This is a genomic window from Nonomuraea sp. NPDC048901, assembly GCF_040649695.1.
Lineage (GTDB): Bacteria > Actinomycetota > Actinomycetes > Streptosporangiales > Streptosporangiaceae > Nonomuraea.
Genome location: NZ_JBEZFW010000025.1, coordinates 40,651 through 60,072, shown reverse-complemented (window position 1 = coordinate 60,072; position 19,422 = coordinate 40,651). Strand labels below are relative to the sequence as shown.

Genomic DNA, 19,422 nt, shown 5'->3' with positions numbered 1-19,422 from the left:
CTCCTCCGGAAAGGCAGCAAAATGACCGACAACACCTACGAAAAGGTGCAGCAGATCCTGGACTCGGCTGTGGCCGAGGACGGCATTCCCGGCATCGTCGCCGAAGTCCATGACGCCGGCGGAACGTGGTTCGGCACCGCGGGCGTGGCCGACCTCGCCACCGGACGCCGCCGTCAGCCCGGCGAATACCTGCACATCGGCAGCTCCGGCAAGGCCTTCACCGCCGCCACGGTGCTGGCCTTGGCGGCCGAAGGCCGGTTGAGCCTCGAGGATCCGGTGAACAAATGGCTGGCCGGTGTCATGGACGCGGGCGGCTACGACGGCAACAAGATCACCATCCGACAGCTGCTCAACCACACCGGCGGCCTGTTCCTCACCGGCCTCGCACCAGAGCTACAGCACAGCATCGTCACTCAGCCGGCTCGCGTCTGGACCACCTCCGACCTGCTGAACCTCGCGGTTTCCCAGCCGCCGGTCGGCGAGCCGGGCGAAGGCTTCGTCTACGCCAACGGCGGCTACTACCTGGCCGGCGCGATCATCGAGAAGGTCACCGGCAACAGCTACGCCGCCGAGGTCGAACGCACAGTCATCCGGCCGCTCGGCCTGACCAGCACCTACGTACGGCCCATCACCGACACCAGCTACCCGGACCCGCACCCCCAGGCATACGTCGCCAATATCCTCAAGGAGAGTGTCGACCCGGCATCGCTCACCCCGGAGGACCTGGAGGACTCCGGCCTGCCGCCCATCGACTGCACCGCGCTCAACACCTCATGGGGATGGGCGGCCGGCGGCATCGTCTCCACCACCGCCGATCTGAGCCGCTTCCTCAAGGCGATCGCGACCGGCAGCCTGCTGCCACCGGCCCAGCACCATGAGATGTGGACCATGGTCTCCTCCGGTAGCGTCGTCTGGCTGCCGCACGCCCGCTACGGCCTCGGCGTGATCGAGTTCGACAGTGCGGGGACCAACGGCCTGACGCTGAGAGGCGTGAGCGGCACCCTGCCCGGATCCTTCACCCTCGCGCTGAGCACCGACGACGGCCGGCAGAGCGTCGCCGTCCACACCAACATCGAGCCGAAGAACCTGGACATTCCCATCAAGATCATCAAAGCGATGTACGGCGTCACCCTGGGCTGACCGGCTGGCCGGACTTGGGAGGCAGTCGTACTGCCATACGAACAGTTGGCTGCTAAGCGTTCGTATGGGCGAGAGCTGCCAACGCTTGTGTCCGAGTGCATCGCCCTGTCGTGGCAGGGCATTCCGGTCAGCTGACCGTAGACGCAGGCTCGTGATCATGAGTGCTCCCCGTGTTGAGGAGGCCCACCGGCCGCTATGCGACCGCGGCACGGGTCGCGCCTCCACGCACGCGGTCGAACTGCAAACCGGCATGCCGGCTTCGAATTAACGATCTCGGGCGGGAGATTTGTTGCGGCTGAAGGTGTCGTCGCCCGGTGCGAATCGGGATGGCGGCATCGTTGATCAAGAGCAAGTCTGGAAAAGCGGTCACTTGTCGTTGCCCGCTGCTAGCCTGCAACCCCAGTTGATCTTCTGCCGCGAAAGGCGAGCGATGTCGGGCGATGGCGACTCCCCGGTCGAATACCTGTCTTCAGGCGTTCTTACCCAGCTCGAGCGGCTACATGGCCACATCCCCGAGGACTTCGAACCACGCGAGTGGGCCGTGACCACGCCCGTGGGCGAATATCCGGTTCCGCCATCCGTCCAGGCGCTACTGGCCGTGGTCTGGCCCGCGGATCAACGCCTGCGGACGAATGACGAATTCGAGTGGGAGACCCTCCTCTACTACGGTGGCGAAGGCTCGGAAACGGAGCCTGGTCTCGTGGTTGAGGACCGCGCCTGGTACACGGTCGGTGAGGACTCGGGGCAGTGGTTCCTGCTCGTCGACCTGGCCGAGGCCGCGACGGCGATCGACCCGCTGACCTACCGCGTCGACCATGAGGGATGCCAACCGGTGCCGGTCGGCATCTGGCTCTCCAACAGGCTCTCCGAGCTCAAACGATCAACCGCCGCCATCGAGTTCGGCCGGGCGTGCGCTTGGGGCGATGTGGAGGCCGTACGGGCGGCTCTGGAGGGCGGTATCGGTATGGGGCCGTTGGAGCAGTCCGGCCTTACGCCGCTCCATCTGGCTACGTTCTCCGGCTCGGCGGAAACCGTACGGATCCTCCTCGACGCCGGCGCCGATCCCAACACGGCACTTACCGATGAAATGGCTCCGCTCGACGTTTGGTCAACCTATTTTGAAAAGTACCGTGGCAGGCGATCGGATATCGATCCGCTGTTGTCCCTCTCTCGCGATAAGGGTGATACTCCCCTGCATTTTGCGCTGCGCAACCTTTACAGCATCGATCACATCGATGGCATACGCGCGTCGTTGCTGGACATGGTCAGGCTGCTGCTGGCCGGCGGGGCGCAGCACACATTCCCCAACGAGGACTACGGCCCTGCGGACATCGTCTTCGACATGACCATCAGAATGTCGAAGACCGATGCGCCCGAGGTACATGAATGTCTTCAGCTGCTGTATGACGCCGGAGCGGAACTTGTCGCTTACGCTGGCTGGACCCCTGATGAGGAATGAGGTGATCAGCTGCCGCTGATGCGTCATTCCGGTCTCCGGTTTGGTGGTGTGTTGGTTTGTGGAGACCTCGCCCCCACCTTCCAGCTGGCACGAGGCCGTGCGCCCGGCAAGTTGACGACATGCCGGGATCCTTCGATCCGCCCCGCCTGCGAGGGTGCACAGTGCGCGCGGGGGTTGGGTTGTCTATAGGAGGGGTTCGGGTCGCATGTCCCGGACGTGCACGATCAAGGCGCGGGCCAGCGTGTACTCCAGCCGGTGGAAGGTGTCGAGAGGGAGTTCCTCAATGGGACAGTTGCCGCTGGGCCAAGGAGGTCTCGGTGGCAGACAGCACGCATGAGCTGCGCTTGTAACCTTTTGCGCCGATTCTCGCCAAGTAGGGGTGCGAATCGACGAAGGGAGCATGGCCGGTGCGTCGAAAACAGGCGGAGATCGCCACAGATCCTGTGGCTTTCGAGGCCTTCTATCGGGGGCATGTCGATGCGGTCACCCGATTTCTCGCACGTCGCGTTGATGACCCGCATACGGTCGCCGATCTGGTGGCTGAGGTGTTCGTGGCGGTGCTCGACTCTGCCCACACCTACCGGGCCGAGCTGGGGACCGAGATCGCGTGGCTCTACGGCGTGGCCCGCAAGACGATCTTGGCGGAGCGGCGGCGAGCGTACAAGCAGCTCCAGCTGACGGACCGGGTGAGCGGGCGACGCACGCTGGCCACCGACGACGTCGCCAGGATCGAGGAGCGCATCGACGCCGAGCGGGACGCCAGGCGGGCCTTCGAGGCCATGGCGGGGCTGCCGGAGGGTGAACGTGCCGTGCTGGAGCTGGTCGTCATCGACCAGCTCACGGTCACGGAAGCGGCGCTCGCCCTCGGCATCCGTCAGGGGACCGCCAAGGTACGCCTGCACCGCGCCCGCCAGACACTGCGGAACCTGCCCTTCGTCACGGATGGAGCACCAGGATGAGCTACGAGGAGCAGTTACTGATGGAACTCAAAGCCGAGATCGCGCACCGCGGCCAACTACGACGCCGCGTCACCCGCAGGCTGTACGCCGGGGGCGCGGTGGCCGCCTTGGCCGCCGCGGCGGCGTTCGCGGTGCCGCTGCTGACGGGGACGGAGTCGCCCGCGTACGCCGTGAGCAAGAGAGCCGACGGCACGGTAGGGGTCGAAATCCGCGAGTTCAAAGATGCCGACAAGTTGGAGCGGGACCTGAAGGCGGCGGGTGTCAGAGCGGACGTCACGTACCTCCCGTCCCGCAAGCAGTGCGAGAAGGACAGAGGAATGAGCACCCTTCCGGCGGAAGGGGCCATCCACATGCGGGAGGGCGGGCTGGACATCGATCCCCGGCTCCTCGATAAGGACAAGACGCTGGTCCTGGAGTTCGCCGGGAACTACGAGGAGGTCCCCGGAGCGAAGCCGCCGAAGACGTGGTGGATGCTCACGGAGCTGATGATCCCTGGCGAGGTCGGCCCGTGTGTCGTCGTCGACAGTCCGGATTGGGACGACGACGGCGGCCCGGAAGGACAGCCGCCGGCGGGGAGTTAGCGCGACGACGGGCAACGCTTGTCCTGCGAGGGCCGGTGAACCTCCCTGTTGAAGCGGCAGCGCGACGTCACGATGCCGGCCCGGAAGCCGCGTTGCGCGAACGCTTCGACGTGGTCGGGATCGACCCGCGCGGGGTCGGGGGCAGCGGGCAACTCCAGTGCGGGAAGGCGGTGCATGATCCGGCGGTCACGCAGTTCCCGGCGACGCGGGGGGAGTACGACCGGCTCGTCGCGCACAACCGGGCCGTGGGCGAGAGTTGCGGGCCGATGATCCAGTACGTGGACAGCGGGAGTGTGGCACGAGACTTCGACGCGGTACGGGCCGCGCTGGGCGAGGACGCTACCTGGTCTACGGGACGCTCCCCGCGCCCGGCACGATCTGCCGCTGAACCGGCACGCGGAGGCTGGTGGCCGGGAAGTCGATCAGGTGATCTTGCAGACGGGCGTGGCGGAACTGATAACTGCCACCCACCTGCCGGAGCACGCCGTGACGATGGGCATGGTCCAGGAAATCCATCACCCGCCAGGGCAGTTTCTTCCTGAACACCAGCCAGGCGCGGATCAGCATCCACCGCCCCCACGCGGTGCTGCTCACCGCGATCAGGGTGACCCCGATGCCCACTCCGGCGCCGGCCACCAGCGCGGCGCCCAGCCTGGCCGCAGGGTGGGCGAGCATGGCCGCCGCGACGCCGACCATCAGGCCCGCGCCGAGCCCGCCGCCGAACGCCTGGGTCAGCGCGGTGGCGCGGTCCAGATCGAGGAGCGAGCGCGGGCTGATGTTCTCCTCGGGCCCGACCGGCGCGGTCAGGCCCGCGCCCAGCCCGACACCGATCCCTCCGGTGACTCCGGCCACCACGCCGGCCATGAGCCCGATGCCCGAGCCGCCCGTCATGAACCAGAAGACCACCCCGAACACCAGGCCGGAGAACACCCCGACGGTCACTCCCACGAGGACTCCCCTGAGGACATGGCGGCGGCGGCCCTTGATCGGGAGCCGGACCCGGGAAGGCGACGGCCTTCTCTTGAACCCGGAGACCAGGGCCGCCCCGACGCCGACACCGAGCCCGGTCCCGCATCCGGCGACGGTCAGGAACGATCGCCCGAACACGAGCCCCGCCATCAGCCCCATCACAGGTCCCGCCGTCAGCCCCGCGGCGAGCCCGGCCATGAGCTCGAAACCACCCCGGGGGAGGGTCCGGTGCAGCTCCCACCAGCCGAGATCACGGGTGCCGAGTGCTCTCAGATGCCGGGCGAGGTGCGCGAGCCAGGCCCGAGCCTGGTCGTGCTCGTACGCGCGGATGGGCGTCGCGGGGGATCCGGGACGGTCCGGCGGCGGCAGTGAACGTGCCGGATAGACCGTGGGAAGGAACGCGTCGAGCAGGTGGTGTTCGATCGCTGAGCGGTCCGGGAACCTGCCGAGGTCGAGCAGGTCGGACGGCTCGGTGCCAGGAGGCGCGTACGCGGAGAGCGTGAGGGAGACCATCAGCGGAGACGACAGCGATCGGGCGAGCGGGCCGTCGGGGCAGGCCAGGAGATGATCGAACATCGGCCCCCAGCGATCGTCGCCGGTGGGAAGGGCGGCGCGCAGGTGGTCGACGGCGTCCTCGGGTTTGACCGGTTCGATCTCCACGACCGCCGCGTGGGCGAGTGGCTGGCCCTCCGCCGCGACCGCGGCGGCGTACTCCGCGCCGCGACAGGTGATCACCAACGGACGCTCGTCGATGACGGCTCGATTGATCGCTTTGATCGCCGTCGCGTGCAGCCCGCCCGGCATCTCGTCCAAACCGTCGAGTACGAGCATCACCCGCGCGTTGTGGACCAGCCGCCATGCCATGTCGGTGCCGTGGACGTCCTGGTCCGCCAGGAACGGATACTCCTCACGCAGCCGCCTGGCGAACCAGGCGTCGAGCCGTTCCTGGGCCGGGTCCCATGAGGACGCGGTCAGCAGGACGGGCACCGGCTCGGCCGGCTCCCGGGTTCGGAGCATGCCGAGGGTGAACAGCAGCGCCAGTACGGTCTTGCCGGCCGCGTGCTCTCCCAGGACCATCAGTTGCTTGCGCGGGAGCTTCCGGAACGCCGCCACCACGTCGCTCAGGCTGCCGTGCAGCCGCAGACGCGTGGGCCGCCCCGGTATCGTCCCCTTGCCCAGCACCGCGATCGGGGAGGCCCCGGGGCGGCCCGAGGACGACCAGCGCAACTGCAGCGGATCCGGCCGGCCCAGCGTCCGCATCGCCGCCTCCTCGGTCCACTGGCCGCGAATCCGGTCCGCCAGCCGGGCCACCCACGGATCCAGCGACCGAGCCTCGTCCGCCGGGGAGGCGGCGCCGTCGCGCCGAGGTGCGGCGGCCCCCCATCCCAGAGCGGCCACGGACACCAGCAGCGAGACCGCGCCGAACAACAGGCTGCCGACGCTGGCGAGCTTGTCGGCCTTCTCCAGCCGATCGGGCGAACCGAGGAGAAAGAACACGAGCACTGCGGCCACGGCGATCAGAAACGCCGCGCCGCTCACCCACAGCAGTACTGAGCGTCGTGATTTGATTACTCTCCGCACCTGAACATCATCACCCACCGAGGTCCGGGCGGGGGCGGGAACGCCCTGGTCCAGCCCCCCTCAGCGTCCGGCCGGGGTGATGGCGGAGATCTGCGTGGCGAGCGCCGCCAGGTGCGCGAGGGAGGAGTCGGCGGCGGCGTCGGGGACGGCGACGATGACGTGGTCGATGCCCAGGGCGGCCAGGTCGCCGCAGCGCTGGACGCTCTCTTCGACGCTCTCGCCGTCGGGGATGCGCATGTGGAGGGTCTTCTCGATCTCCTCGTACGGCCGTCCCAGGCGTTCGCAATGGCCGCGCAGTACGCCGAGCTTGTGCCGTACATCGGCGCCGTGCAGGAAGTTGCAGGCGTCGGCGTATTCGGCGACGAGACGGAGGGTCTTCTTCTCCCCGCTGCCGCCGATCAGGATCCGCGGGCGGGCCTGCGGGGAGTTGAGCGTGCGCTCCAGCTGGTAATGGGTGCCCTCGTACGGCTTGTCCTCGTTGCTCCACATCTGTTTGGCGATCTGGAGCGTCTCCTCCAGCCGCTCGAACCGTTCGGCAAGGGGAGGAAAGCGGAGGCCGAGACCTCGGGCCTCCTGCTCGTACCAGCCCGCGCCGATGCCGAGGACGGCGCGGCCGCCGGAGAGCGCGTCGAGCGTGCTGACCTGCTTCACCAGAAATCCGGGCTCACGGTAGACGGCGCCGGTGACGAGGGTGCCGAGCGTGACGCGGCGGGTGAGGGCGGCGGCATAGGACAGCGCGCCGTACGCCTCCAGCATCGGATCCTCCACGGCGCCGAAGTTGGGGATCTGGAAGAAATGGTCCATCACCCACAGGCTGTGCAGCCCCGCCTCGTCGGCGCCGCGGGCGACGGCCGCGAACCTCTCGGCGATGGCGGTGTCGCCGCCGGGCCAGATGAAGCGAGGGCAGGTCAGACCGAGTTTCATCGAATGCTCCTTGAATCGGGGAATGCCTGCCGCAGGATGACGCGTCACTGCGATTTCGGGCATGAAAAAACCCTCCCGCCTGGGTCGCTGGACCCGAGGCCGAGAGGGCTCCGTACGAACGATTATCTCATGGGCCGCGCACGCCCACCGCACGACTCAACGCCCGCGACGGCGTTCGGCGCGTTTGCGATGGGCTACCTCGCGCTTGTGCCGGGCCAGGGCCTCGCGGCGGTCCTTGCGGTCGCCGGTGGCCTCCTGCTTGCGGCTCTCCAGCTCCAGCCGCATGGCCTCCTGCGCGGCCGTACTCCTCGAAGAGACCCGAGCCGTCGCCCGCGCGGCCAGCTTGGCGGCCCGCTTGGGATTGACCCGCCCGCCGCCCCGGGAACCGGCGGGAACGGGTGGCGCGGCCGACGCCTGGACCAGCAGCGCCAGGCCGTGCCGCATCAGATGCTCGTACAGTTCGGGATCGGTCGGCTCGGCGCCGAATGTGAAGCGGGTGGCCCGCAGTTCGCCCTCCTCGACGATCTCCAGCACGCCGACCCAGAACGAGCCGTCGAGATAGACCGACAGCGTCACCATGGTTGCCCTCCAGCGGGTATGCCGAACGACGGCCTGACGAGGCCGCTTCCGGCACACCGGACATCCCTGGAAGGGCGGATACGAGAAGCGTCGCCCGGGCTACCGAACCGGGCCGCGTTTTCGTGTGCCCCACCAGAGTAGAGCCCAACGCCGACTAGGATCCTGTGCCATGACCCAGCTTCCACTGCGGGCTCAGCTCGCGAGCGCCCTGGGCCGCAGTGCCGCCACGCTGTCGAGGATGACCGGGCGCGGCGACGGCTCGGTGATCGGCGGTCGGGTCGGCCTGATGCTCGAGCCCGACCTGCTCCGGCAGCTCGCCCGTGACCGCAGGCTGGCCCTGGTCAGCGCGACCAACGGTAAGACCACGACCACCCGGCTGATCACTTCGGCGCTGCTGGAGCTGGGGGAGGTGGCCACCAACGCGTTCGGCGCCAACATGCCCGCGGGGCACGTCTCGGCGCTCTCCACGCACAAGGACGCCCCCTACGGTGTGCTGGAGGTCGACGAGAAATACCTGCCCGAGGTGCTCGACACCACCGGCGCCGGCGTCGTCTGCCTGATGAACCTCAGCCGCGACCAGATGGACCGCGCGGCCGAGATCTGGCTGCTCGCGCAGAAGTGGCGCAGGGCGCTGTCCGGCAAGCCGACGCACGTCATCGCCAACTGCGACGACCCGCTCGTCACCTGGGGCGCCTCGACCGCGGCCAAGGTGACCTGGGTCGCGGGCGGCCAGCGCTGGAAGGAAGACTCCTGGTGCTGCCCGGAGTGCGGCGGGCCGCTCGATCGCAAGGACGCCGACTGGGCGTGCCGCGAGTGCACGTTCCATCGGCCGGAGCCGCAGTGGGTCCTCGACGACGACGCGGTGGTCGATCCGCGCGGGCAGCGGTGGCTGCTCGACATCCAGCTGCCCGGCCTGGCCAACCGGTCCAACGCCGCGATGGCGCTGGCGGTGGCCGAGGCGTTCGGGCTGTCGGTCGAGCGGGCGCTGCCCCGGCTGCGCGAGGTCACCTCGGTCGCGGGCCGCTACACCACCGTCGAGCGCGACGGCCGCCACGCGCGGCTGCTGCTGGCCAAGAACCCGGCGGGCTGGCTGGAGGCGTTCGACGTCTCCGACCCCCAGCAGCCGATCATCCTCTCGGTCAACGCGCAGGGGCCCGACGGGCGTGACACCTCCTGGCTGTGGGACGTCGACTATCGGATCCTGCGCGGCCGCCCGGTGTTCGTCACCGGTGAGCGGCGGCTGGACCTGGCACTCCGGCTCGACGTGGCCGACGTGCCGTTCTCGCTCTGCGGCAGCTTCACCGAGGCGCTGGCCATGCAGCCGCCGGGCCGGGTCGACGTGATCGCCAACTACACCGCCTTCCAGCAGATCCGATCGGAGTTCGGTCGTGCCGTCTGACAGCGCCCTTCGCATCGTCTGGATCTATCCTGACCTGCTGAGCACGTACGGTGACCAGGGCAACGTGCTCGTCCTGGAGCAGCGCGCCCAGCGCCGGGGGATCGAGACCGAGACCATCTACGTGCGCTCGGCCGACCCGGTGCCGGAGAGCGGCGACATCTACCTCATCGGCGGCGGCGAGGACCGCCCGCAGATCCTCGCGGCGGAGCGGCTGCGCAAGGACGGTGGCCTGCACCGCGCGATCGCGCGGGGCGCGGCGATGCTCGCGGTCTGCGCCGGTTACCAGATCATGGGCAGTACGTTCGGCGGCGAGGAGGGCCAGCCGGTCGACGGCATCGGCGTGCTCGACATCGCCAGCTCCCGCGGCCCCTCCCGGGCGGTCGGCGAACTGGTCGCCGAGGTGGACGCCGAGCTGGGCCTGCCGACGCTGACCGGCTTCGAGAACCACATGGGAGTCACCCGCCTGGGGCCGGGCGTCAAGGCGCTGTCCCGGACGACCGTGGGAGTGGGCAACGGCGACGGCTTCGAGGGGTGTTACGCGGGGCACATCGTCGGGACCTACCTGCACGGGCCGGCGCTGGCGCGCAACCCGGCGCTCGCCGACCTGCTGCTCTCCTGGCGCGCGGGCGACCTGGCCCCGCTCGACGACACCCGCTACGAGCAGCTCCGGCGAGAGCGTCTGGCCGCCGTACTCGGCAGCTGACTTCTACGGTTTTTACCACCAGTCGGTTTTACGGCACAGCACGGTGGGCCCCAGTCGCCGACCATGGTTGGGCGCCTCCAGGGATACGGCCGCTGAGCCCGCACAGGGCCGGGCGCCGTTACGACGTCTTCTTAGCCGCCCGCGTGGTCAAGTTCTTGGTCGTCGCGTGGTCAGTGCGCCGGCCTTGGCGTGCAGGTAGCGCTGTTGTTGGAGGCTGCTCGTGCGCTGTGCGGCCGCCTCGTACGACTCGCGGGCCGCCCGGTGGTCGCCGGACATCTCCAGCAGGTGGGCCCGGACCGCGTGCAGCCGGTGGTCTTCGGCTATCCGGGGGTCGTGTGCCAGCTTTTCCAGCAAGGTCAGTCCCGCTTCCGGGCCGTCGACCATGGCGACCGCCACGGTGTGGTTGAGCGTTACCACCGGGTTGTCGGACAGGCGCATCAGCACCTCGTACAGGGCCTTGATCTGGGGCCAGTCGGTCGCCCCCGCGGTCGGCGCCTCGTCGTGCAGAGCGGCGATCGCCGCCTGGAGCTGGTACGGGCCGGTCGGGCCGCGGGGGAGGGCTCCGGTGATGAGGGCTGTGCCTTCGGTGATGTAGGCGGTGTTCCAGAGGGTTCGGTCTTGTTCGGCCATGGGGATGAGGGAGCCGTCCGGGCCCGTACGCGCCGGTCTACGGGCGTCGGTGAGGAGCATGAGGGCCAGCAGGCCCGCCACCTCGGGGTCGTCCGGCAGCAGGCGGTTGACCAGGCGGGTCAGGCGGATCGCCTCGGTGGTCAGCTCGGTGCGGTGGAGGGCCGGGCCCGAGGTGCTGGCGTAGCCCTCGTTGAAGATCAGGTAGAGGACGTGCAGGACCGCCGCGAGCCGTTCCGCGCGGTCCTGGCCGGAGGGCATGCCGAAGGGGAGGCCGCTCTCCTTGATGCGGTGTTTGGCCCTGGTTATCCGCCGGGTCATAGTCGCTTCCGGGACCAGGAACGCCCTGGCGATCTCCGCGGTCGTCAGGCCGCCGACGGCCCGCAGGGTGAGCGCGATCTGCGACGCGGGCGACAGCGAGGGGTGGCAGCACATGAACAGCAGGATGAGCGTGTCGTCGGACTCCGACGCCGGCCGGTCCGCGGCGGGGGCCAGCCACTGGTCGGGCAGCGTCCAGCGCGAGACGGTGTCCTCGCGGTGCCGGCGGGCCTGCTCGGCGCGCAGCAGGTCGGTCAGCCGGCGTGAGGCGACGGTGATCAGCCAGCCGCGCGGGTTGTCCGGCAGGCCCTCCTCGGGCCACTGCAGGGCGGCTGCGAGCAGCGCCTCCTGCGTCGCGTCCTCGGCCGTCGCGAAGTGCCCGTAACGACGTACCAGCGCGCCGAGAACCTGCGGCGCCAGCCTGCGCAGCAGGTCCTCGATCTCGCCCCCGGTCACAGCGGCTTCTCAGCCTTGCCGCCGGTCACAGCTCCTCGTAGCCTCCGGCGATCGGTCGTACGTCCACGTGCCAGTCGTGGATCAGGGTCGCGTTCGCGGGGTGGGGAGTGTCGGCCAGTTGCGCGGCGATCTCGGTGGCCCGGTCGAAGCTCTCGCACTCGACGATCGTGTAACCGGCCAGGACCTCCTGCGTCTCGGAGTAGGGCCCGTCGGTCACGACCGGAACCCCGTCCTTGAGCTCGACCCTCCTGGCGAGCACGGGCGCGCTCAGGCCCTGGGCGTCCACGAACTCCCCGGACTCGACCAGGGCGTGGTTCCACGCCTCCATGAAGGCGTGCAGCGCCGCGACGTCCTCCCCGGACCAGACCGGGTTGTCCGGCTTTCCGGACAGATTGTCGTAGTCGCGCTGCGTGCCGCTCAGCATGATCATGTACTTCACGATCTCTCCTCTCGGCCGGCACCGCTCCCGGTGCCGTACACCAGAGACGTCGGAACCGCCGCGCCGCCCCGGACACGCACGCCGGAGGTTTCCGCGCGGTCAGTACACGAGAGCCTGCGCGCCCTCCGCCACGGCCTCCTCGACGAAGGTGGAGGCGCCGGCGATGCGGATGCCGTCGATGAGATCGTCGACCGTGAGGTCTCGCCGGGCCGCGCACTGGGTGCACACCGTCACCCGGCCGCCCGCCAGAACGGCGTCCAGCAGGTCCGTGAGCGGAGCGGCGTGGGCCAGATTGAACTCCTTGGCCCTGCCCGGCACCGCGAACCAGGAGGACTCGCCGGTCAGCCAGAGAGAGACCGGAACGCCGCTCGCCAGCGCGGTGGCCGCGACCGTGAACGCCTGGTTGCAGCGCTCCGGGGCCTCGGCGCCGGCGGTCACCTTGATCACCAGTGATCGTGCCATGTCCGTCACCCTAGACCCCTTCCCACCGGACGTCTTCACCGCGGGCGGCCAGTACAGTTTGGTGTCATGGAAGATGCTGAGGTCCAGGTGCCGGTGCATCCCGATCTGGAGCACATCGCGTTCCTGATCGGCCGCTGGGAGGGCGCCGGTGTCGGGGGATATCCGACGATCGAGAGCTTCAACTTCGGTCAGGAGATCGAGTTCAGCCACAACGGCAAACCGTTCCTGTCGTACGTGAGCCGCACCTGGCTGCTCGACGAGGACGGCAACCGGGTCAGGCCGCTCGCCACCGAGTCCGGCTACTGGCGGCCGCAGCCCGACCGGCAGCTCGAGGTGCTGTTGGCGCATCCGACCGGCATCGTGGAGATCTACATCGGCGAGGTCGTCTTCCACAAGATCGAGCTGCGCACCGACGTGGTGGCGCGCACCGCCTCGGCCAAGGAATACACCGCGGCCACCCGCCTGTACGGGCTGGTCAAGGGCAACCTCATGTGGGCCTATGACATGGCCGCGGTCGGGCACCCGCTCACGTCGCACATGTCGGCGGAGCTCAAGAAGGTAGCTTGATCCATATGAGCACCCCGTTCACCGCCGAGGCGGTCGAGGCGATCAAGCGGCACATGAACGACGACCACCCCGACGACGCGCTGATCATCGTGCGCGGGCTGGGCGGCCGGCCCGCCGCGACGACGGCGGCCACCAGCGGGGTCGACGCCGAGGCGATCGAGTTCACGATCGACGGCGGCGAGCGGGTCAGGGTGCCGTGGGGAGAGACGCTGACCGAACGCCCCCAGGTGCGCATGGCCGTCGTCCGCCTCTATCGCGAAGCCTGCGACAAGCTGGGCATCCCGGCCCGCGGCGAACACTGACCACGCGCGGGAACCGGGGGCATGAAAAAGGGCCCCAGGCGGCGTTCCGCTCGTGATCGAGCGGGTCGGATGGACCATGGACAGGAAAACCATCCCCGCCCTCCGACTGCCAGGGGCCCCGGTGGTTGCCTCGAATTCGCTAAGCAGACGCGAGACAACAGTCCGCATCGTTAGCGGACAACCACCTCGCTAGTCCAACTATGAATCACCATTGTTTGGACCACCTCCTTTCGGCGTACCCCAGAAGTTATGCGCTCGGTCGCGGACGGGGCAAGCGATTAATACTCGGTCGTAGACTCGGGGGCATGACGGAGACGCAGTGGCACGAAGAACTCCGCGCCAAGGGCTACCGGGTGACCCCTCAGCGACAGCTCGTGCTGGAGGCGGTCAAGTCGCTCGAGCACGCCACGCCCGAAGAGATCTCCGTCAAGGTGCGCGAGACGGCCCGTGGCGTCAACATCTCGACCGTCTACCGCACGCTGGAGCTGCTCGAAGAGCTCGGCATGGTCACCCACACCCATCTGAGCCACGGCGCCCCCACCTACCACCTGGCGGCGGACGCCGACCATCTGCACCTGGTCTGCCGGGGTTGCGGCGAGGTCGGCGAAGTGCGTCCTGAGCTCGCGGACGGGCTGGTCAAGGGGCTGGACAGCGAGATGGGCTTCGTGGCCGACGTACGCCACCTGACCGTCTTCGGCCGCTGCAGCAAGTGCCGATAGGCCGTCTTCGGTCGCCGTCGCAACTGCCGATAACCTGGAAGGCATGCGCAGCCCTCTGCTCGATCTCCCCGGTGCCGTTCCCGCCGACGGCCCCGACTCCGACGTGGCCGCCCACTACGGTGACCTGTTCGCCGAACAACGGGCGCTCGTCAAGGGCGAGGCGGTGGTCGACCGCAGCAACCGCGAGGTGGTCCGCGTCTCCGGAGCCGACCGGCTGAAATGGCTCAACGACCTGACCTCGCAGAAGCTCGACACGCTGACGCCCGGCGAGTGGACGCAGACGCTCGACCTCGATCTCCAGGGCCGGGTCCTGCACCACCTGACGCTGGTCGACGACGGCGAGGCCGTGCTGGCCCACGTCGAGCCGGGCACCGCCGACAGCCTGGTCGCCTATCTCGACCGGATGCGGTTCATGCTCCGCGTCGAGGTCTCGCGCGCCGACGACCTGGCGGTGCTCTCGTCCGCCACCGAGGACTTCCTGGTGCCGCGCGCCGAGCTGCCCGACCATCTGGGCAAGCCGCTGGCCGGGCTCTGGGCGTACGAGGCGCTCCGCATCGAGGAGCACCGGCCCCGGCTCGGCTTCGACACCGACCACAAGACGATCCCGCACGAAGTGGGCTGGATCGGCACCGCCGTACACCTCACCAAGGGCTGCTACCGAGGTCAGGAGACGGTCGCCCGCGTCCACAATCTGGGGCATCCGCCGCGGCGGCTGGTGTTCCTGCACCTTGACGGCAGCGTCGACACGCTGCCGGCGCACGGGGCGCCGGTGATTTTCGAGAGCCAGGAGGTGGGCGTCGTCGGCTCCGCCGCCCGCCACCACGAGCTGGGCCCGATCGCGCTGGCCACGGTCAAGCGGACGGTGCCGGTCGACGCGCCCTTGCTCGCGGGAGGCGTCGCCGCCGCCCAAGAGGTCATCGTCCCCCCGGACGCGGGCCGCAACGTCACCATCGACCCGGCGATGCGCCGCCGCCTCCGCTGAACCGGCTTGCCCTTCTTGCCGATCGCCTAGAAGGGCTCGAGGTCGGGGGCGGAGACTGTGTTCACACGTCCACCACAAGCGTGATCGGGCCGTCGTTGACCAGGGACACCTTCATGTCCGCGCCGAACCGGCCCGTCTCCACGTGGGCTCCCAGCGCCCGGAGTTCGTCCACCACGGCGTCCACCAGCGGCTCGGCAACCGGTCCTGGAGCGGCGGCCTGCCAGGTGGGCCGCCTGCCCTTGCGGGCGTCGCCGTAGAGAGTGAACTGGCTGATCACCAGAAGCGGCGCCGACACGTCGGAGCAGGACTTCTCGCCATGCAGGATGCGCAGCCCCCAGAGCTTGGCGGCGAGCTTGCGCGCCTCGGCGCGGGTGTCCGGGTGCGTGACGCCGACCAGCACGAGCAGGCCCGGCTCGTCGATCGCTCCGACGGTCACCCCGTCGACCACCACCGACGCGGTGCTGACTCGCTGTACGACTGCTCGCATAAGACCTCATTCTGGCCCAGGTCAAAAGGCTTCGTAGACTCATGCCGAAAGGGGAGGCGAATGTCGCTGGTTGTCGAGGTTGTCCGGTCCGGGTTCGTGGAGTCGACCCATCACGTGCGCATGCTCACCGTGGACGCCGCGGGCGATCCGGTCGCGGTGCACGGCGCGGTGCACGTGCCGGCCTCGCCGCGCTCGGCCATGAAGCCGTTCCAGGCGGTCGGCATGCTCCGCGCCGGGCTCGCGCTCGACGGCGAACTCCTCGCGCTGGCCTGCGCCTCCCACTCCGGAGAGCCGTACCACGTCGACGGCGTGCGGAAGATCCTGGCGGAGGCCGGACTGACGGAGTCGGCGCTGCTCTGCCCCGAGGATTACCCCGCCGACCGGGCGGCGACCGACCTGGGCCGCGTCTACATGAACTGCTCCGGCAAGCACGCCGCCATGCTCGCCACCTGTGTGCTGAACGACTGGCCGCTCGCCACTTACCTGGAGCCGACGCACCCGTTGCAGCGGACGATCCGCCGCACGGTGGAGGAGCTGACGGGCGAGCGGGTCGCGGCCTCGGGCGTGGACGGGTGCGGCGCGCCGCTGTTCTTCGTCTCGATGGTGGGCGTGACGCGGGCCTTCCGCGCGCTGGCTCTGGGGGAGGCGGGCTCGTACGAGCGGCGGATCTTCGACACCATGCGCGCGCATCCGGAGTGGACGTCCGGCACGATCAGGCCGGAGACCGAGCTGATGCGGGCCCTGCCGGGGCTGATGGTCAAGGTGGGCGCGGAGGGGTTCAACGCGTTCGTGTTCGAGGACGGGCGGGCGGGCACCGTCAAGGTCGAGGACGGCGCGCAGCGGGCCCGCACGCCCGCCACGGTGACGGCGCTGCGCTCGCTCGGCCTGGACGCCCCGGAACTGGACACGATGGCCCGCCCGCCGCTGATGGGCGGCGGACGCGCCGTGGGCGAACTACGCCTCCGCTAAGCGCTGGCTCCTACAACGTGCGGAACTGGCGGCTGGCCGAGATGGCGCCTGAGGTCGTCGTGGTGAATGTACGCATCGACCCGGCGAACTTGGACAGATCCCACTCAGCCGGGCCGTGATACCAGTACAGGTTGTCGGACTGGGGCCCGTTGCCGGTGACCGAGGCGACGACCCGGGACCAGTGCTCCACGCCATCGAAGATCACCGCGTACGGGAGATAGCGGGAGAACAGCTCCACCCGGTGCTGTTCGGGCACCTCACCGAGGTCACCGGAGAACAGGTACTCGCGGAAACTCATCGTGTGCGCCAGCGCGGCCGACCCCTTGGCGGTCTTGGCGGGCATGTACTGGCCGCCGACCGCCAGAGCGCCGCCGGCGATGATCAGCGCCAGGCCCAGCAGGCCGTACGTGGTGAACCAGGCGAGCGCCACCGTGGCCAGCAGGCCCACACCGATGAGCAGCACGCCGATGACCGTCCAGCGGGTCCGCTCGGTGTCGGGACGGCGGGCGAACCAGCCCTGCGTCACCACGTCGGCGTAGAGGGCGTCGCGGACCTTGCCCAGGTGACTGGCGAACGAACCGGACATCTGAGACAGCAGCACCATGTCGCGCCCGTCGAAGATGGCGTCGTACAGCGCCCGCTCGTACGGCAGCAGCGTGTTGACCGGCGCGTTCGGCAGCCTGACCAGCGTCCAGTCGGGCGCGTCGTAGGTCTGCCGCGGCTGCTCGTCGATGCGCAGGTAACCGCGGACCGCGAGGTCCACGATTGTCGCGGTGACGTCGACCACGTCGGCCTGTTCGTCCACCAGTGTGCCGATCTGGCCGGGCCGGACACCGTCGGGCGGGGAGAAGTGCCCGTTCTGCACGGGGGCGACCGAGCTGCGCTCGTGGCCAGCGGCCCTGGAGTCGCGTCCGCGCGTCCAGTAGAGCAGGCCGACGCCGCCGAGCAGGAGGACCAGCAGGGCGGCGAGCGCGCCGCCGGTGACGCCGTTCAGCGTGAACGCGCCGGCCAGCGAGAAGCGCCGCTCCAGGATCGGCGCGCCGCTGGTGGAGCCCTTGGCGTAGCCGACGACCACGGTCAGTGCCTGACCGGGGCCCACGTTCTGCTGCTCGAAGGCGGCCTCGGTGGCGCCGTGGTCCATGGACGCGGACGTACAGCCGATGGCCGAGGTCAGCTCACCGGCGAAGCACGACAGGTTCTGCACCTGGCCGGGGCCGCTCACCTTGACCGTCGCCTTGGTGACCGGCTCGCTCCAGCCGTTCACCGCGAACCAGCGCAGCTCCTCGATGGCACCCGCGGGCGTCACGGCCCCCTTGACGTCGTACTCGACGGTGCCGGGCCCCTTCATGGTCAGCACGTCGCCGGCGAGTGTGCCGCCCTTGACGTTCGAGATCTGGTACAGCCGGTCGTTGTCGTCGTCGAAGCGGGTCCTGGTGAGGAACGTCCGCTTGAGCTCCCCCGAGCCGCCGCTGATCTTCTCGACCACGTGCAGTGTGCCGTTCTTGGCGAGGCTCATGGTCACCTCGTCGGTGATCCCGGCCGCCGCCGTGGCGGGGACGGCGGTCAGCGACAGAGCGACGGCCCCCAGTATGGCCAGCGTGCGCCTGATACCCGTCATGGCGGCACATCGTAGCGGTTCGTCCTCCTTGGAGGCGTACGGCGTCTTCCGACCAGGCTGGATCAGTCGAGCGCGATGCCGTTGGCGGCCCGCTGGACGTTCTCCGGGGCCGCGCCCTGGCCGGGGTTCTCCAGGGCGAGAGCCTGATTGAGCTCGGCGAACGGCCGCATCCGCGCCTCATAGCGGTCGAACGCGTCGTGCGGGTCCCTGGACAGCTCCTGGGCCAGTACGTACGCGCCCACCATCGCCAGGCTGGTGCCCTGGCCCGACAGCGGCGAGGCGCAGTAGCCGGCGTCGCCGACCAGCGTCACCCGGCCCTCGGACCAGCGCTCCATCCGGATCTGCGCCATCGCGTCGAAGTAGAAGTCGTCGGCCGCCCACATCGCCTTCAGCAGCCGGGGCGTCTCCCAGCCCAGCCCGGAGCAGCGCTCCTCGATGAGCCGCTTCTGCTGCTCGATGTCGCGGTAGTCGTAGGCGACGTCCTCGCCACCGAAGCCGATGTTGACCCTGATCGAGGCGTTGCCGGTGGCGGTGTAGAGGCCGAACCCCGCGTCGCCCTCGCGGTGCCACACCTGCCAGCGGTCCAGGTCGAGGAAGTTGTCGGCACTGTAGATCGCCACGTACATGCCCAGGTGGTGAATGAACCGCGACTCCTCGCCGAACACCAGCCCGCGCACGTTCGAGTGCAGGCCGTCGGCGCCGACCACGTAGTCGAAGCGCCGCCGCACGCCGCTCTCGAACGTCACCTGGACCCCTTGGCCGTTCTGGTGGAGCGCCGCGATCGAGTCGCCATAGAGGTATTCGACGCCGCTGCCCGAGGCGGCGATGACGAGCGCGGTCAGGTCGTCGCGCATGATCTCGATGTCGGGGCTGTCCAGCCGGCCGCCGCTGATCGTCTCCTCGGTGGTGCGCATCAGCTCGTTGCCGTCGCCGTCGACCATCGACATGCCGCGCATGTCGGTCTTCATGGCTCGTGCCTGCTCCAGGATGCCCATGCGCCCGGCCACCTCCAGGGCGGCTCCCCGGATGTCGATCGCCTGGCCGCCTCGGCGGGGGGCGGGGGCGCGTTCGACGACGGTCACCTCGAAGCCGTGTTCGCGCAGCCAGTAGGCCAGGACGGGTCCGCCGATGCTGGCGCCGGAGATGAGGACGTTCATGGGATCTCCCTTTTGTTGACGCTGT

General features: G+C 69.3%; 20 protein-coding genes. 11 read left to right on the top strand and 9 right to left on the bottom strand.

Features of this window, described 5'->3' with window-relative positions:
* Nucleotides 1–21 precede the first annotated feature (21 nt).
* The 4 genes from AB0C30_RS51080 (at nucleotide 22) to AB0C30_RS51065 (ending at nucleotide 4,139) form a co-directional block, all read left to right on the top strand.
* Complete coding sequence (locus tag AB0C30_RS51080; RefSeq protein ID WP_357958118.1) at nucleotides 22–1,140, top strand: serine hydrolase domain-containing protein; 1,119 nt, start codon at nucleotides 22–24, stop codon at nucleotides 1,138–1,140.
* Between the two features lie 289 nt (nucleotides 1,141–1,429).
* Nucleotides 1,430–2,599 carry an ankyrin repeat domain-containing protein gene (locus AB0C30_RS51075; protein WP_357958116.1) on the top strand — a complete coding sequence of 390 codons (1,170 nt, stop codon included), beginning with the start codon at nucleotides 1,430–1,432 and terminating at the stop codon, nucleotides 2,597–2,599.
* Between the two features lie 407 nt (nucleotides 2,600–3,006).
* Nucleotides 3,007–3,558 carry a sigma-70 family RNA polymerase sigma factor gene (locus tag AB0C30_RS51070; protein WP_357958114.1) on the top strand — a complete coding sequence of 184 codons (552 nt, stop codon included), beginning with the start codon at nucleotides 3,007–3,009 and terminating at the stop codon, nucleotides 3,556–3,558.
* Entirely contained in the window at nucleotides 3,555–4,139 is a 585-nt protein-coding gene (locus tag AB0C30_RS51065) for a hypothetical protein (protein ID WP_357958112.1), read from the top strand. Before AB0C30_RS51070 ends, AB0C30_RS51065 begins: the two co-directional genes overlap by 4 nt.
* 348 nt (nucleotides 4,140–4,487) lie before the next feature.
* On the opposite strand, the gene AB0C30_RS51060 is transcribed toward AB0C30_RS51065, so the two are convergent.
* The 3 genes from AB0C30_RS51060 to AB0C30_RS51050 all read right to left on the bottom strand — a co-directional run bounded on the left by AB0C30_RS51060 (nucleotide 4,488) and on the right by AB0C30_RS51050 (nucleotide 8,192).
* The gene (locus tag AB0C30_RS51060) at nucleotides 4,488–6,689 is read right to left on the bottom strand and encodes a hypothetical protein (RefSeq protein ID WP_357958110.1); all 2,202 of its coding nucleotides are present in this window, start codon (nucleotides 6,687–6,689) and stop codon (nucleotides 4,488–4,490) included.
* Between the two features lie 60 nt (nucleotides 6,690–6,749).
* Complete coding sequence (locus AB0C30_RS51055; RefSeq protein ID WP_357958108.1) at nucleotides 6,750–7,613, bottom strand: LLM class F420-dependent oxidoreductase; 864 nt, start codon at nucleotides 7,611–7,613, stop codon at nucleotides 6,750–6,752.
* Nucleotides 7,614–7,769: 156 nt separating this feature from the next.
* Nucleotides 7,770–8,192, bottom strand: coding sequence for a YjdF family protein (locus AB0C30_RS51050; protein ID WP_357958106.1), 423 nt, complete (start codon nucleotides 8,190–8,192; stop codon nucleotides 7,770–7,772).
* 169 nt (nucleotides 8,193–8,361) lie between these two features.
* On the opposite strand from AB0C30_RS51050, the gene AB0C30_RS51045 reads away from it, so the two are divergent.
* The gene (locus AB0C30_RS51045; RefSeq protein WP_357958104.1) at nucleotides 8,362–9,591 is read left to right on the top strand and encodes a MurT ligase domain-containing protein; all 1,230 of its coding nucleotides are present in this window, start codon (nucleotides 8,362–8,364) and stop codon (nucleotides 9,589–9,591) included.
* Nucleotides 9,581–10,294: a glutamine amidotransferase gene (locus AB0C30_RS51040; RefSeq protein WP_357958102.1), complete on the top strand. Its 714-nt coding sequence runs from the start codon at nucleotides 9,581–9,583 to the stop codon at nucleotides 10,292–10,294. Before AB0C30_RS51045 ends, AB0C30_RS51040 begins: the two co-directional genes overlap by 11 nt.
* A 147-nt stretch (nucleotides 10,295–10,441) precedes the next feature.
* Here AB0C30_RS51040 and AB0C30_RS51035 read toward each other — a convergent pair whose 3' ends face one another.
* The 3 genes from AB0C30_RS51035 to AB0C30_RS51025 form a co-directional block, all read right to left on the bottom strand.
* Entirely contained in the window at nucleotides 10,442–11,695 is a 1,254-nt protein-coding gene (locus AB0C30_RS51035) for an RNA polymerase sigma factor (protein ID WP_357958100.1), read from the bottom strand.
* A 25-nt stretch (nucleotides 11,696–11,720) separates the two neighbouring features.
* Nucleotides 11,721–12,125 (bottom strand): YciI family protein, encoded by a 405-nt coding sequence (locus tag AB0C30_RS51030; protein ID WP_357958297.1) that lies wholly within the window; start codon nucleotides 12,123–12,125, stop codon nucleotides 11,721–11,723.
* A gap of 108 nt (nucleotides 12,126–12,233) precedes the next feature.
* Nucleotides 12,234–12,596 carry a DsrE family protein gene (locus AB0C30_RS51025; protein WP_357958099.1) on the bottom strand — a complete coding sequence of 121 codons (363 nt, stop codon included), beginning with the start codon at nucleotides 12,594–12,596 and terminating at the stop codon, nucleotides 12,234–12,236.
* Between the two features lie 66 nt (nucleotides 12,597–12,662).
* Here AB0C30_RS51025 and AB0C30_RS51020 point away from each other — a divergent pair, with 66 nt between their 5' ends.
* The 4 genes from AB0C30_RS51020 (at nucleotide 12,663) to AB0C30_RS51005 (ending at nucleotide 15,166) form a co-directional block, all read left to right on the top strand.
* Nucleotides 12,663–13,163, top strand: a complete 501-nt coding sequence (locus AB0C30_RS51020) for an FABP family protein (protein WP_357958097.1) — start codon at nucleotides 12,663–12,665, stop codon at nucleotides 13,161–13,163.
* Between the two features lie 5 nt (nucleotides 13,164–13,168).
* Nucleotides 13,169–13,465, top strand: a complete 297-nt coding sequence (locus AB0C30_RS51015; RefSeq protein WP_357958096.1) for a DUF2470 domain-containing protein — start codon at nucleotides 13,169–13,171, stop codon at nucleotides 13,463–13,465.
* 305 nt (nucleotides 13,466–13,770) lie between these two features.
* Nucleotides 13,771–14,184 carry a Fur family transcriptional regulator gene (locus AB0C30_RS51010; RefSeq protein WP_357958094.1) on the top strand — a complete coding sequence of 138 codons (414 nt, stop codon included), beginning with the start codon at nucleotides 13,771–13,773 and terminating at the stop codon, nucleotides 14,182–14,184.
* 43 nt (nucleotides 14,185–14,227) lie between these two features.
* The gene (locus AB0C30_RS51005) at nucleotides 14,228–15,166 is read left to right on the top strand and encodes a folate-binding protein (protein WP_357958092.1); all 939 of its coding nucleotides are present in this window, start codon (nucleotides 14,228–14,230) and stop codon (nucleotides 15,164–15,166) included.
* 61 nt (nucleotides 15,167–15,227) lie between these two features.
* Here AB0C30_RS51005 and dtd read toward each other — a convergent pair whose 3' ends face one another.
* Nucleotides 15,228–15,653, bottom strand: a complete 426-nt coding sequence (dtd, locus tag AB0C30_RS51000) for a D-aminoacyl-tRNA deacylase (protein WP_357958090.1) — start codon at nucleotides 15,651–15,653, stop codon at nucleotides 15,228–15,230.
* Between the two features lie 60 nt (nucleotides 15,654–15,713).
* Here dtd and AB0C30_RS50995 point away from each other — a divergent pair, with 60 nt between their 5' ends.
* On the top strand, nucleotides 15,714–16,622 hold the full coding sequence (locus AB0C30_RS50995) for an asparaginase (RefSeq protein ID WP_357958088.1): 909 nt from the start codon (nucleotides 15,714–15,716) through the stop codon (nucleotides 16,620–16,622).
* Nucleotides 16,623–16,632: 10 nt separating this feature from the next.
* Here AB0C30_RS50995 and AB0C30_RS50990 read toward each other — a convergent pair whose 3' ends face one another.
* Both AB0C30_RS50990 and AB0C30_RS50985 read right to left on the bottom strand, forming a co-directional pair.
* The gene (locus AB0C30_RS50990; protein ID WP_357958086.1) at nucleotides 16,633–18,240 is read right to left on the bottom strand and encodes a DUF2207 domain-containing protein; all 1,608 of its coding nucleotides are present in this window, start codon (nucleotides 18,238–18,240) and stop codon (nucleotides 16,633–16,635) included.
* A gap of 62 nt (nucleotides 18,241–18,302) precedes the next feature.
* Nucleotides 18,303–19,397, bottom strand: coding sequence for an FAD-dependent monooxygenase (locus tag AB0C30_RS50985; RefSeq protein ID WP_357958084.1), 1,095 nt, complete (start codon nucleotides 19,395–19,397; stop codon nucleotides 18,303–18,305).
* Nucleotides 19,398–19,422 lie beyond the last annotated feature (25 nt).

Coding starts and splice junctions, on each gene's coding strand:
- AB0C30_RS51050 (WP_357958106.1), bottom strand. CDS start 8,192: ATGGTGACGCTGTCGGTCTATCTCGACGGCTCGTTCTGGGTCGGCGTG.
- AB0C30_RS51015 (WP_357958096.1), top strand. CDS start 13,169: ATGAGCACCCCGTTCACCGCCGAGGCGGTCGAGGCGATCAAGCGGCAC.
- AB0C30_RS51055 (WP_357958108.1), bottom strand. CDS start 7,613: ATGAAACTCGGTCTGACCTGCCCTCGCTTCATCTGGCCCGGCGGCGAC.
- AB0C30_RS50985 (WP_357958084.1), bottom strand. CDS start 19,397: ATGAACGTCCTCATCTCCGGCGCCAGCATCGGCGGACCCGTCCTGGCC.
- AB0C30_RS51020 (WP_357958097.1), top strand. CDS start 12,663: ATGGAAGATGCTGAGGTCCAGGTGCCGGTGCATCCCGATCTGGAGCAC.
- AB0C30_RS51005 (WP_357958092.1), top strand. CDS start 14,228: ATGCGCAGCCCTCTGCTCGATCTCCCCGGTGCCGTTCCCGCCGACGGC.
- AB0C30_RS50995 (WP_357958088.1), top strand. CDS start 15,714: ATGTCGCTGGTTGTCGAGGTTGTCCGGTCCGGGTTCGTGGAGTCGACC.
- dtd (WP_357958090.1), bottom strand. CDS start 15,653: ATGCGAGCAGTCGTACAGCGAGTCAGCACCGCGTCGGTGGTGGTCGAC.
- AB0C30_RS51010 (WP_357958094.1), top strand. CDS start 13,771: ATGACGGAGACGCAGTGGCACGAAGAACTCCGCGCCAAGGGCTACCGG.
- AB0C30_RS51030 (WP_357958297.1), bottom strand. CDS start 12,125: ATGATCATGCTGAGCGGCACGCAGCGCGACTACGACAATCTGTCCGGA.
- AB0C30_RS50990 (WP_357958086.1), bottom strand. CDS start 18,240: ATGACGGGTATCAGGCGCACGCTGGCCATACTGGGGGCCGTCGCTCTG.
- AB0C30_RS51045 (WP_357958104.1), top strand. CDS start 8,362: ATGACCCAGCTTCCACTGCGGGCTCAGCTCGCGAGCGCCCTGGGCCGC.
- AB0C30_RS51080 (WP_357958118.1), top strand. CDS start 22: ATGACCGACAACACCTACGAAAAGGTGCAGCAGATCCTGGACTCGGCT.
- AB0C30_RS51025 (WP_357958099.1), bottom strand. CDS start 12,596: ATGGCACGATCACTGGTGATCAAGGTGACCGCCGGCGCCGAGGCCCCG.
- AB0C30_RS51065 (WP_357958112.1), top strand. CDS start 3,555: ATGAGCTACGAGGAGCAGTTACTGATGGAACTCAAAGCCGAGATCGCG.